This window comes from Streptomyces sp. NPDC001530, from assembly GCF_042894545.1.
Classification (GTDB): Bacteria; Actinomycetota; Actinomycetes; order Streptomycetales; family Streptomycetaceae; genus Streptomyces.
In genome coordinates this window covers 469,513-482,233 of sequence record NZ_JBIAVS010000001.1, presented here as the reverse complement: position 1 = coordinate 482,233, position 12,721 = coordinate 469,513, and the positions used below count along the sequence as shown (strand labels likewise).

The 12,721-nt window shown below is 71.2% G+C and carries 8 protein-coding genes and 1 pseudogene; 6 read left to right on the top strand and 3 right to left on the bottom strand.

Annotation, left to right across the window (positions count from 1 at the left end; all coding sequences use genetic code 11):
• The first annotated feature begins 259 nt into the window (after nt 1-259).
• Together ACFY0T_RS02145 and ACFY0T_RS02140 are read left to right on the top strand one after the other, a co-directional pair.
• Nucleotides 260-676, top strand: coding sequence for a family 1 glycosylhydrolase (locus tag ACFY0T_RS02145; RefSeq protein ID WP_388863918.1), 417 nt, complete (start codon nt 260-262; stop codon nt 674-676).
• Nucleotides 673-1,691: pseudogene (locus ACFY0T_RS02140) on the top strand (TIM-barrel domain-containing protein); the annotation flags it as partial. The gene ACFY0T_RS02145 and the pseudogene ACFY0T_RS02140, both read left to right, overlap by 4 nt.
• A 224-nt stretch (nt 1,692-1,915) precedes the next feature.
• Here ACFY0T_RS02140 and ACFY0T_RS02135 read toward each other — a convergent pair.
• Nucleotides 1,916-3,553: a PucR family transcriptional regulator gene (locus tag ACFY0T_RS02135; protein ID WP_388863916.1), complete on the bottom strand. Its 1,638-nt coding sequence runs from the start codon at nt 3,551-3,553 to the stop codon at nt 1,916-1,918.
• A 250-nt stretch (nt 3,554-3,803) separates the two neighbouring features.
• On the opposite strand from ACFY0T_RS02135, the gene ACFY0T_RS02130 reads away from it, so the two are divergent.
• From ACFY0T_RS02130 to ACFY0T_RS02120, 3 genes are read left to right on the top strand one after another with little or no spacing between them, the layout of a single operon-like run.
• On the top strand, nt 3,804-5,072 hold the full coding sequence (locus tag ACFY0T_RS02130; RefSeq protein ID WP_388863914.1) for an aspartate aminotransferase family protein: 1,269 nt from the start codon (nt 3,804-3,806) through the stop codon (nt 5,070-5,072).
• Complete coding sequence (locus tag ACFY0T_RS02125) at nt 5,069-7,963, top strand: FAD-binding and (Fe-S)-binding domain-containing protein (RefSeq protein ID WP_388863912.1); 2,895 nt, start codon at nt 5,069-5,071, stop codon at nt 7,961-7,963. The genes ACFY0T_RS02130 and ACFY0T_RS02125 overlap by 4 nt, the downstream gene beginning before the upstream one ends.
• Nucleotides 7,960-9,399 (top strand): NAD-dependent succinate-semialdehyde dehydrogenase, encoded by a 1,440-nt coding sequence (locus tag ACFY0T_RS02120; RefSeq protein WP_388863910.1) that lies wholly within the window; start codon nt 7,960-7,962, stop codon nt 9,397-9,399. The genes ACFY0T_RS02125 and ACFY0T_RS02120 overlap by 4 nt, the downstream gene beginning before the upstream one ends.
• 39 nt (nt 9,400-9,438) lie before the next feature.
• Here the strand turns inward: ACFY0T_RS02120 and ACFY0T_RS02115 are convergent, their stop codons facing one another.
• Both ACFY0T_RS02115 and ACFY0T_RS02110 read right to left on the bottom strand, forming a co-directional pair.
• The gene (locus ACFY0T_RS02115) at nt 9,439-10,182 is read right to left on the bottom strand and encodes an IclR family transcriptional regulator (protein WP_388863908.1); all 744 of its coding nucleotides are present in this window, start codon (nt 10,180-10,182) and stop codon (nt 9,439-9,441) included.
• Between the two features lie 367 nt (nt 10,183-10,549).
• Nucleotides 10,550-11,296 carry an IclR family transcriptional regulator gene (locus tag ACFY0T_RS02110; protein ID WP_388864206.1) on the bottom strand — a complete coding sequence of 249 codons (747 nt, stop codon included), beginning with the start codon at nt 11,294-11,296 and terminating at the stop codon, nt 10,550-10,552.
• A gap of 284 nt (nt 11,297-11,580) precedes the next feature.
• On the opposite strand from ACFY0T_RS02110, the gene solA reads away from it, so the two are divergent.
• A complete protein-coding gene (solA, locus tag ACFY0T_RS02105) occupies nt 11,581-12,720 on the top strand; it encodes an N-methyl-L-tryptophan oxidase (RefSeq protein WP_388863906.1) in 1,140 nt (379 codons plus the stop codon).
• Nucleotide 12,721 lies beyond the last annotated feature (1 nt).

Genomic DNA, 12,721 nt, shown 5'->3' with positions numbered 1-12,721 from the left:
CTTCTGCGCCGTTGCGCCTACGAAGCTTTGGCGGTTCAACTCGTGCGTCATGGAGACGGCCCTTCCCGCGGGGTGTCGAAGCGCTTCACTTCGATGGGGAAGTTAACGGACTTGTTTCGTGCGAAACAAGAGCCCTGACGCGAGGAAAGTTTCTCCACCCTGGTCCAATGGCAGCCTGTTAGCGGAAATGACAGCGTCGATGCGCTTCGATAAATCAATCTCAACCGACTCCGCACCCGCTGGCCGAGGGATCTGTTTCGTGGCTTCTGCGTCCCCGTCCGCCGCCGCACGGCACCACGGGGCCGACCCCGAGCAGCGCACCGCCGTGGACGTCCTCGTGGCCGAACTGGACCCGTACGGCACCCCGCACACCACCACGGGCCGGCCCGTCGTCCCGTCCGCGCTCACCGAGCTGCTCTGTGAAGTCCGCGCCCGCTACGCGCAGTTGCCGCCGATATGGATCACCGAGAACGGCTCCGCGGAGGCCGACACGGTCTCACCCGACGGTCACGTCCACGACCCCGACCGCATCGGCCACCTGGCCGACCACGACCAGCGCTTCGGACTGGTCCACATCGACTACGACACCCTGACCCGCACCCCCCAGGACAGCTACCACTGGTACCGGGGCCTGATCACCGCGCACCGCGCGCGGACGGAGGAACCTGCCCGATGAAGTTCACGGACGGCTACTGGCTGATGCGTCCGGGCTGCACTGCCCGCTACGCCACCGAGGTCGCCGACGTTCGCGTCGACGACCACTGAGCCGACGCGGGCAGACCCTCAACGGCCCGCTGCTGACCGTGGATTGCTGGTCCCCGGCCGAGGGGGTCATCGGCGTGCGGACCACCCACCACGCCGGATCGGTGCGCCAGGGACCGGAGTTCGCGCTGCCCGGAGCCGGCGGGGGCGCCGGCAAGGTGCGCCGGGAGGGGGCGGTGCTGGAACTGGCCTCCGGCGAACTGACGCTGCGGGTGGACACGGAACAGCCGTGGCGACTGGAGTTCACCGCCGGCGGACGCGTGCTGACCTCCGCCGGCCAGCGCGGCACCGGATTCGTCACCGACGCCGAGGGCCGGCACCACATGGTCGCCCAACTCGCCCTGGGAGTGGGCGAACTGGTCTGCGGGCTGGGTGAGCGGTTCACGCCGTTCATCAAGAACGGGCAAGTGGTGGACATCTGGCAGGCCGACGGCGGCACCAGCAGTGAACAGGCATACAAGAACATCCCGTTCCATCTGACCAACCGTGGTTACGGCGTCTTCGTGAACCACCCCGGCAAGGTCGGCTACGAGGTCGGCTCGGAGGCCGTCGGGCAGGTCCAGTTCAGCGTCGAGGACCAGTCGCTGGAGTACTTCGTCGTGTACGGCCCGACCCAGAAGCAGGTCCTGGAGCGCTACACCGCGCTCACCGGCCGCCCGGCCCTGCCACCTGCCTGGGCACTGGGCCTGTGGCTGACCACGTCGTTCACGACCGACTACGACGAGGCCACCGTTCAGGGCTTCATCGACGGTATGGCCGAGCGCGGAATCCCGCTGAGCGTCTTCCACTTCGACTGCTTCTGGATGCGCGCCTACCAGTGGTGCGACTTCGCGTGGGACGCCGAGACCTTCCCCGACCCGGCGGGCATGCTGGCTCGGCTGAAGGACCGCGAACAGCTCGGACTTCTGGGCGATGCAGGGGTTGATCCAGGCGGAGATCCTCAGTCCCCCGGACGGCCCCGGTGAGACCGCCCGTTTCGACGTACGCCGCGAGGGAGAATGCCTTCGCGTGACGACCGACAGCCCGCACCCCTGGTGACTGCGGATCGGCGGCCCCGACGGCACCGTGCACACCAACACCGCGGGGCGGGCGACGGCCGAGCTGCGCTACGAGGACTGAGCGTCCCTGCCATCGGCTGCACCGGGATTCTGCGTCAGTCGGCTCGCAACACATCGAGTGCCGTGAGAGCCACATGGAGCTCGGTGCGCTGGTCGCCCGATTCGAGGTCACGGGCGAGGAGACGCTCGATGGTGCGCAGGCGTTGGTACATGGTCTCGCGGGAGAGGCCGCCCCGGCGGGCGGCGGTCGTCTTGTTGCCGGCCGCGTCGAGGTAGTGGCGCAGGGTCGTCAGCAGGTCGGTGCCGTGCTGGGTGTCGTGGTCGATGAGGCGCCGGAGCTGCCGTTCGGTGTACTCCTGGACACGGGGGTCCTCGCGGAGTGCGTACAGCAGGCGGCGCAGGCCGATGTCGGACAGCTCGTGGAAGGAGCGGTCCTGGGGGAGGGGCTGGCCGGGCGGGGTGGCCTCGGCGACGCGGGCCGCTGCACGGAACGAGCGGGCGGTGTCGGTGAGGTCCGTGACCTCGGAGCCGACACTCACGACTGCTTCCGGGGCCAGGCCCAGAACCGTGCGGGACAGGCGCTCGACGATGGGACGCCAGGGCTGGGAGGTGCGCAGAGCCAGCAGGATGCCGAGGCGGTCGGGGGCCAGTTCGCCGACGAGGGCCGGCACGCCTGCCGTTCTCAGCTCCTGCAACAGACGGGACTCGGTCTCGGCTCCCCCCTTCCCTGCGCGCAGGTCTACCAGGGCGGCGACGAAGTGGCTTCGATCAGTCGGCAGGCCCAGTGCGGCGCAGCGGGCGCGGGCGTCCTCCGCGGAGCGGTGGCGCTGTTCCACGAGGTCGAGCAGGGCGTTCCGGTGTGCGGTGCGTTCCCATGGGGTGGGGTGGATGAGGCGCGCGACGGTCAGTGCCATCGCGGTCCTCTCCAGCAGGGTGACGTCCTCCGGCCCGAACGCCGGTCCGTCGGTGCGCGCCGGGAGCATGGCCACGCGACCCCAGCGCTCGCCCTGGTACTCGACGGAGGCGGTGAGCCAGCCCTCCGGGCCGCGTATCGCTGTGTTTGCCGGTCGGACGTCGCCGGGCCCGGTCGCCCTGGAGCGCTGTTCCCAGTCGGCGAGTGCCTCCTCGACGGTGAGTCCGGACGGTTCGCAGATCAGGGCTTGGTGCACCAGGTTCTCCAGGACGACCGTGCGGCCGCTCATCTCCGCCGCCGCACGCACCACGTCCTCCGGGCCGGCGCCGCGCAGGGTCAGGGCGGTGAATGCCTCGTGGATGCGCTGTGTGCGGCGCATCGCCTCCGCCTGGTTGCCGAGCAGCACGGCGTGCACGACCTGGGTGACCTCCAGGAAGTTGACGTCCTTGGCGAGGGTGACCAGTGGGAGGCCGTGCAGGCGGCAGGCGTCGACGAGCGCGTCCGGCGGGCGGTGGTAGCGGCGTACGAGTTCGATGACCAGCGCCGCGGCCCCGATGCCGGCGAGTTCGTCGACGTAGCGGCGCACGCCGGCCGCATCCTGCGGCAGGGGCATTCCGGTGGTGAGGACGAGTTCGCCGCCCTTGAGGAACGACGCGGGGTCGGTCAGCTCGGTGATGTGGACCCACCGGACCGGTCGGTCCAGGTGCGGCGCGCCGGTGACGACCTGGGGCCGTCCGGCGGCCAGGACGGGAAGCGCCAGGACATCGGCCACGGTGAGCGGAGGGGTGGGCCCCTGGCCGGCGGGGTGGTTGTCGTTCACGGTCTCTCCATGAGGGTCCCTGCTCGAACTCGGCCCGGAGCTCGGGGGAGTGCCCGGCCACTGTGACAAGCGTCTCTGACCTGCGCAAGAGCGGTCCGTGAGCGATCGGCACCCGGCGTGCCCCCGAGGAGGCTGACACATCGTCCGGATGTCGCGGCGCGGCCGGACAGATCGCAGGTTGGCGCACCCTCCGCCCGCGGAGATGCTCGGGAGACCGCAGCAGACCGAACACCGAGGCCGGGAGACGAACATGACCGCACTGTCGCCGCACCTTCGCCAGGCCACGCCCGTGGTGGCGGCCCGGGGCGAGGGCGTCCACCTCTTCGACCAGGACGGCCGCCGCTACCTCGACTTCACCGCCGGCATCGGCGTCACCAGCACCGGGCACTGCCACCCCAAGGTCGTCGCGGCGGCGCAGGAGCAGGTGGGCACGCTGATCCACGGTCAGTACACGACGGTCATGCACGAGCCGCTGCGCCGCCTCGTCGACAAGCTCGGCGAAGTGCTGCCGGCCGGCCTGGACAGCCTGTTCTTCACCAACTCCGGCAGCGAGGCCGTCGAGGCCGCGCTGCGCCTGGCCCGCCAGGCCACCGGCCGGCCGAACGTCATCGTCTGCCACGGCGGCTTCCACGGCCGTACTGTCGCCGCCGCCTCCATGACGACCTCCGGTACTCGTTTCCGCTCCGGTTTCTCCCCGCTGATGAGCGGCGTGGTCGTCACTCCCTTCCCGTCCGCCTACCGGTACGGCTGGGACGAGGAGACCGCCACCCGCTTCGCCCTGAAGGAGCTCGACTACACGCTCCAGACGATCTCCTCGCCCGCCGACACGGCCGCGATCATCGTCGAGCCGGTGCTCGGTGAGGGCGGGTACATGCCCGCCAACCGCGCGTTCATGGAAGGGCTGCGGGAGCGGGCGGACCGGTACGGCTTCCTGCTGATCGCCGACGAGGTGCAGACCGGCGTCGGCCGCACCGGCCGCTTCTGGGGCCACGACCACTTCGGCGTCACACCCGACATCCTCGTCACCGCCAAGGGCCTGGCCAGCGGCTTCCCGCTGTCGGGCATCGCCGCCTCCGAGGAGCTGATGACCAAGGCCTGGCCCGGCTCGCAGGGCGGCACGTACGGCGCCAACGCCGTGGCCTGCGCTGCGGCCTGCGCCACCCTCGACGTCGTCCGCGACGAGAAGCTCGTCGAGAACGCCGAGGCCATGGGCAAGCGGCTGCGCCAGGGCCTGGAGGCGGTCGCCGACCGGACGCCAGGCATCGGCGACGTGCGCGGCCTCGGCCTCATGCTCGCCACCGAGTTCGTCACCGAGGACGGCAGCCCCGACCCCGAGACCGCCGCCCGCGTCCAGCGCGCCGCCGTCGAGGAGGGCCTGCTCCTGCTGCTGTGCGGCGCCTGGAACCAGGTCGTCCGCATGATCCCGGCACTCGTCATCGACGAGACGGCGGTGGACGAGGGCCTCCAGGCGTGGGCGACCGCGGTCGAGGCCGGCACATCGGGAGCGGCACGGCGATGACGGACACCACCACGGCCCTGGAGCCGCTGGTCGTACGGCTCGCCGAGACCGCTCCCGGCCTGCGGGTGGAGACCGGCCCCGGATCCACCGGCCTCTACGCCTACGACGCCTCCAACTACCGGGTCCCGCCGCGGGCCGTGGTGTTTCCCCGCAGCGCCGACGACGTCGTCGCGGTGCTGCGGGCCTGCCGGGAGACAAGCATCCCGGTCACCGCACGCGGCGGCGGCACCAGCATGGCGGGCAACTCCGTCGGGCCCGGCGTCGTGCTGGACTTCTCCCGGTACATGAACCGGATCCTGGACATCGACCCGGTGGCCCGCACCGCGCGCGTCGAGGCCGGCGTGATCCTGGACGCGCTGCGGTCCGCGGCCGCCCTGCACGGGCTGACCTTCGGTCCCGACCCGTCCTCGCACAGCCGCTGCACCCTCGGCGGCATGATCGGCAACGACGCGTGCGGCAACCGGTCCGTGCGGCACGGGCGCACGAGCGGGCACATCGAGGCGCTGGAGATCGTGACCGCCGACGGCGTGCGGGCCGTCGCCGACCGCACCGGACTGCGGGCCGACGACCCGGACGACACGGACGCCGTCCAGCGGGTCGCCGGTCTGGAAGCGGACGTGCGCCGCCTGATCGACGGCAATCTGGCGTCGATCCGTACCGAGCTGGGCCGGGTACCGCGACAGGTCTCCGGCTACCAGCTGCACCACCTGCTGCCCGAGCACGGCTTCGACATGGCCCGCGCGCTGGTGGGCACCGAGGGCTCCTGTGCGGTCGTCACCGCAGCGACGGTCCGCCTGGTGGCGACCGCACAGGCTTCCACCCTCCTCACCCTCGGCTACGACGACGTGGTCGACGCCGCCGAGGACGTCCCCGAGATCCTGCGCTGGAACCCCACCGCCGTGGAGGGCATGGACGAGGCGATCGTCGCCACCATGCGCGCCCGGCGTGGCCCGGACTCCGTCACCGGCCTCCCCGAGGGGCGTGCCTGGCTGTACGTCGAACTCGACGGCGACGACCAGGCGGCCGTCGACGCCCGCGCCGCCGAACTGCTGGACGTGCTCAGGGCACAGGGCCGGATGACCGGCGGGCGGGTCGTGCACAGTCCGGCCGAACGGCGCTCGCTGTGGCGGGTCCGCGAGGACGGGGCAGGGCTCGCCGCCCGGCTCGTTGACGGCTCGGAGTCCTGGCCCGGCTGGGAAGACGCGGCCGTCGCGCCCGAGGACCTGGCCGCCTACCTGCGCGACTTCCGCAAGCTGCTGGCCGCGCACGGCCTGACCGGCGTGCTGTACGGGCACTTCGGCGCCGGATGCGTCCACGTGCGCATCGACTTCGACCTCGCCACGGACGCGGGGCGGGCCGCCACCCGCCGGTTCCTGACGGAGGCCGCCGCCCTGGTCGTCGAGCACGGTGGAAGCCTGTCGGGCGAGCACGGCGACGGGCGGGCCCGGGGCGAGCTGCTGGAGGTCATGTACAGCCACCGGCTGATCCGGGCGTTCGCCGACTTCAAGGAGATCTTCGACCCGGAAGGGCTGCTCAACCCCGGCGTCATCGTCGACCCGGCGCCGCTCGACGCCGACCTCGCCCTGCGTGAACTCCCGCTCGTGGACACGACGTTCACCTTTCCCCACGACGAGGACGGCTTCGCGGGAGCGGTACGCCGCTGCGTCGGTGTCGGCCGCTGCCGCAGCGACGCCGGCGGCGTGATGTGTCCCAGCTACCGGGCCACGGGGGAGGAGAACGACTCGACGCGGGGCCGGGCTCGTCTGCTCCAGGAGATGGTGCGGGGCGGAACCGTCCAGGACGGCTGGCGCTCCACGGAGGTGCGTGACGCCCTCGACCTGTGCCTGTCCTGCAAGGCCTGCTCCAGCGACTGTCCGGTCGGCGTCGACATGGCCACGTACAAGGCGGAGTTCCTGCACCAGCACTACAAGGGCAGAGTCAGACCCCGCTCGCACTACTCCCTGGGCTGGCTGCCCCTGACGTCCAAGCTCGTCGGGTACGCGGCCCGCCCGGTGAACGCGCTGCTGCGCGGACCCCTCGGGAAGCTGCTCGCGCGCCTCGGCGGCGTGACCACCAAACGCCGGATCCCCGCCTTCGCCTCCCGGCACGCGCTGCGCCGGGCCCTGCGCACGGCGAGGACCGGCGAACCGGCGAAGACGATTCTGTTCGTGGACAGCTTCACCCGCGCCTTCCGCCCCGAGGTGGCCGGAGCGGCGAGCCGCGTACTCGCCGACGCCGGCATCCCCTGCACGGCACAGGACGACCTGTGCTGTGGCCTGACCTGGGTCAGCACCGGCCAGCTGTCGCTCGCGCGCCGCATCATGGCCCGCACGGTCGACCGCTTGGACAACGGCGACGACCGGCCCATCGTCGTAGCTGAACCGAGCTGCGCCGCAGCGCTCAAGCGTGACGTGCCCGAACTCCTCGGCACCGACGCCGCCCGGCGCGTCGCGGCCCGCGTCCACACCCTCACCGGAGCCCTGACCGACCTCGCCGCACCCGGGTGGGTGCCACCGGAGCTGCCGGACAACGTCGTGCTGCAGACCCACTGCCACGAGTACGCCACCTTCAAGGGCCGCCACCCCCGCGACCTGCTCGGCCGCCTCGGCGTACGGAAGGTCGACGAGGCCGAGGGCTGCTGCGGACTCGCCGGCAACTTCGGCTTCGAGGAACAGCACTACGACACCTCGATGGCCGTCGCCGACCTCGCCCTGAGGCCACGCCTCGACGACATCGACCCGCGGACACCGGCTGTCGTCGTGGCCGACGGCTTCAGCTGCGCCACCCAGATCGACCACCTCGCCGGAGACCGGGGCATCCGCGCCCTGCACCTCGCGGAACTGCTCGACCCCGCCGCCGACCGACCCGGACAACCAGGAGAGAACTCATGACCGACACACCCACGCAGTTGTTCATCGGTGGCGCCTGGGTGGACGCCGCGGACGGCGCCACCATGCCCGTCGACGACCTTGCCACCGGCGAGGTCCTCTGCCAGGTGGCCGACGCGGGCCCGAAGGACGCGGGGCTCGCCGAGGAAGCGGCCGTGCGGGCGCAGGAGGAGTGGGCGCGTACGGCGCCCCGGGTGCGCAGCGAGATCCTGCGCCGCGCCTACGAGATCATCGTCGAGCGCACCGATGAGCTCGCCCATCTGATGACGGCCGAGATGGGCAAGCCGCTGGCCGAGGCCAGGGGAGAGGTGGCGTACGCGGCCGAGTTCTTCCGCTGGTTCTCCGAGGAGGCCGTCCGCATCGACGGCGGCCTCGGCACCCTGCCGGACGGCCGCAACCGCATGCTGCTCTCCCGCCGCCCGGTCGGTCCCTGCCTGCTGATCACCCCGTGGAACTTCCCGCTGGCCATGGGCACCCGCAAGATCGGCCCGGCGGTCGCCGCCGGCTGCACGATGGTGCTCAAGCCCGCCCCGCAGACCCCTCTGTCCAGCCTTGCCCTCGCCGCGATCCTCAAGGAGGCCGGGCTGCCGGACGGCGTGCTGAACGTCGTCACCACCTCCCGTGCGGGGGAGGTGTGCGAACCGCTCCTGCGCGGCGGGCGGATTCGCAAGCTGTCCTTCACCGGTTCCACGGCCGTCGGGCAGCTGCTGCTCGCCCAGAGCGCTCAGGCGGTGGTCCGGACGTCGATGGAGCTGGGCGGCAACGCGCCGTTCGTCGTCTTCCAGGACGCCGACCTGGACAAGGCGGTGGACGGGGCGATGGTCGCCAAGATGCGCAACATGGGCGAGGCGTGCACGGCCGCCAACCGCTTCTTCGTGCACCGGTCGGTGGCGGAGGAGTTCGGGCGGCGGCTGGCCGAGCGGATGGGCGCGCTGGTCGTCGGTCCGGGCACCCGGGACGGCGTCGATGTCGGCCCGCTGATCGACAGGACGGGGCGCGCCAAGGTCGTTGAGCTGGTCGCCGACGCGGTGCAGCGCGGAGCCCGGGTTCTCGTCGGCGGCAGGACTCCCGAAGGCCCCGGCTGCTTCTACCCGCCGACCGTGCTGGCCGACGTCGATCCCGCAAGCCGCCTGATGGACACGGAGATCTTCGGCCCCGTCGCCGCGATCCTCACCTTCGACGACGAGGACGAGGTGATCCGCCGGGCCAACGACACCCCCTGGGGCCTGGTCGGCTACGTCTTCACCGAGGGCCTCGACCGTGCCCTGCGGGTGAGCGAGCGGCTGGAGGTGGGCATGGTGGGGCTGAACACGGGTCTCGTGTCCAACCCGGCCGCCCCCTTCGGCGGCGTCAAGCAGTCGGGGCTGGGCCGCGAGGGCGGCCGGGTCGGTATCGACGAGTTCCTGGAGTACCAGTACCTCGCGGTGCCCGTGAGCTGACGGTGGTCTGCCTGCTCGATCCCCGTGCCGGTGCCGCCCTCAGCGCAGGTGGCGCGCGGTGATCTCCGCTGCGGTGTCGGTCACGAGCTTCCCCAGCTCGGGCAGCCGGCCGGGCTCGAAGCGGGAGTCGGGCAGGGAGACGGCCACGGCGGCCAGCGGTGTGCCCTCACCGTCGAGCACGGGTGCCGCGATCGCGCAGACACCCTGCAGGTACTGGTTGTGGTTGACGGCGTAGCCACGCTCTCTCACGCGGTGGAGCTCCGCGCGCAGTTGCCCCGGCTCGGTGATGGTCTCCTCGCCGTAACCCTCCAGCGTCCCCGCGGTGACCTCGTCTATCTCGGACTTCCCCAGATGGGCGAGGACGGCGTTCCCGGCTGCGGTGGCGTGCAGGGGCGAGGTGTCGCCGATGGCGTGGAAGGTGCGTACGGCGTGGTCGCAGTCGACGCGGTCGACGACGACCATGCCGTGCAGGGCGTCCGGCACGGACAGGTGGATGGTCTCGTTCAGTGCGTCGCGGAGCCGGATCATGGGTTCACGCGCGGCGGCGAACAGGCTGGAGCCCTGCAGGGCGGCCGGTCGTACAGCCAGGACGCGGGCGCCGATCTCCCAGCGCGTGGTGTCCTTGCGGTTCGCCCGCAGCCAGCCCGCCTCGTTGAGTGTGACCAGGGTGCGCTGCACGGTGGACTTCGGCAGCCCGAAAATTCTCGTCAACTCCCCGACGGTCACGGGTTGATGTCGGGCGACCGCCTCCAGAACCCGTAGCGACCTGGTGACGCTCTTCATTTGCATTCGATGCCCCCTCAGACCTGTGGATTCCTGGTTCTCACTTCTTGACTCCAGCGCGGAGTCACGGTCACAGTCCGTGCCGGAGTCTAGCATGGCGTGCCATAATGCGGCACGTTGCTCGGATTCGGCCGATCAGCGGACCGGGCTTGAGGTGCCCGGGAGTCCCGATTCCCCGCGGCGATGGACAGCGGTAGGGCCCTGACCATGACCTGCCGTGCCGCGTGGTGCGGCCGCCCTGTGTCCGGCCCTCCCCCCGGCCGGGCGCCGGGCGGTGGCTGCAGTGACGCAAAGCCGAGGGCCGGCTCGCGCGCTGACGCGTGCGAGCCGGCCCTCGGCCGACGGCTTGCGGGCCGTCGTCTGCCGTTCAGGCGCCCAGGCGACGCTGTGAGATCTCCGCGGCTGTGTCGGCGACGAGGCGGCCCCACTTGGGTGCACGTTCACCGTCGTACCGTGCCTCGGGCATGGAGACGGCCACGGCGGCCAGGGGGGTGCCGTCCTCGTCGAGCACGGCGGCGGCGACGGCGCAGACTCCCGGCCGGTACTGGTTGCGGTTGACCGCGTAGCCGTCGGTGCGGATCCGGTCCAGCTCGGCGCGCAGCTCGTCGGGCTCGACGGGGGTCGTGTCGCTGAACCGCTCCAGCCCCGCCGTGATGAGTTCTTCGACGTCCCGCCTCGGAAGGTGGGCGAGGATGGCGCGTCCGACGGCGGTGGCGTGCAGGGGCGAGGTGTCGCCGATCGTGTGGAAGGTGCGTACCGCCTGATCGCAGTCGACGCGGTCCACCACGACCATGCACTGCAGGGCGTCCGGTACCGACAGGTGGATGGTCTCGTTCACCGTGTCCCGAAGACGAATCATGGGTTCGCGTGCGGCGGCGAACAGGCTGGAGCCCTGCAGGGCGGCCGGTCGTACGGCCAGGACGCGGGCGCCGATCTCCCAGCGCGTGGTGTCCCTGCGGTTGGCGCGCAGCCAGCCGGCCTCCGCCAGCGTGACCAGGGTGCGCTGCACGGTGGACTTCGGCAGCCCGAAGAGCTTCGTCAACTCCCCTACGGTCACGGGCTGATGCTGGGCGACCGCCTCCAGGACCCGCAGCGACCTGGTGACGCTCTTCATTTCCATCCGGTTTCCCCCTGTTAATCCTTCAAATTTCTACTGGACACCCTCTTGACTCCCCTCTGAAGCCACTGTCATTCTCTGTGCCAGATTCTAGCACAGCATTCCACATAGTGGCACGGCACTTCAAGAGATCCCGACGAAGTGAGCCGGACTGCGAGACGCGGCGGTCATGAGCCGAAGGTCCGCACGAAAGGGCCTGGCTCCCGCCCAAACCCTCTCGAATCGAACAGCCTCACGCCGACGGCTCAGCTTGCGCCTCGGCGATACGAAAGGAAAGCCCTGTGTCAGCTGCCAGGAAGCGCGTCGCGGTGGTCGGCGTCGGAACGATGGGCAGCCAGGCCGCCTGGCGGCTGGCGGCGCGCGGCGCCGAGGTCGTCGGATACGACCGCTACGCACCCGGCCACGACCGCAGCGCCGCCGGCGGCGAGTCCCGGATCTTCCGCAGCGCGCACTTCGAGGACTCCCGGTACGTCCCGCTCCTCAAGCACGCCGATGCCCTCTGGGAGCAGCTCCAGCAGGAGACCGGCCGCGAGCTGCGCCGCCTGACCGGATGCCTGCTCATGGGGCCGACCGAGCACCAGCAGATGGCCACCGTCCTTCAGTCCATCGCCGAGCACGACCTCGACCACGAGGTGCTGGACACCGATGCCCTGGCCAAGCGCTTCCCGCAGTACCGCATCGAGGACGGCGACGCGGCCGTACTCGACCGCCGTGCCGGGTTCATCCGCCCGGAGCTGACGATCCAGACGGCCGCCCGCCGCGCCGAGCAGTTGGGCGCCGTGATCCACCGCTACAGCACGGTCCGGGAGATCGTCCCCGTCGGCGACGGCGTGGAGATCCGCACTGACTCCGGCAGCGAGCGCTTCGAGACCGCCGTCGTCACACCCGGCCCCTGGGTCAACGACCTGCTGCCCGACCTGCCGTGGGAGGTGGAAGTCCGGCGCCTCGTCAGCGCCTGGTACGTGCCCACCGACCCCGACGCCTGGTTCGGGGAGGAGCGCCCGGCGTTCATCCGTACGGCACCCACCCACTGCTACGGCCTGCCCTCGCCGGACGGCATCTCGGTCAAGCTCGGACTGTCCCGCGCGCTGCACCGGCTCGCCGATGACCCCAACCAGCTGGACCGCACCGTTAGGCCGGATGAGCTGGAGGTCTTCTCCGAGTTGATCGGGCGTCACATGCCCGACCTGCACCCGGACCCGATGCGCCTCTCCGTCTACATGGAGGGCTACACCGAGAGCAGCCGGCCCCTGGTCGGCCCGCTGCCCGGCGCGGAGAACGTGATCCTACTCGCCGGCTTCTCCGGTCACGGCTTCAAACTCGCGCCCGCCTTCGGTGACATCGCCGCGGACCTTGCGCTGGACGGCGCCTCGCCCCAGCCCATCGACTTCCTCTCCACCGTCGGCCGCACGGAGGCATGAC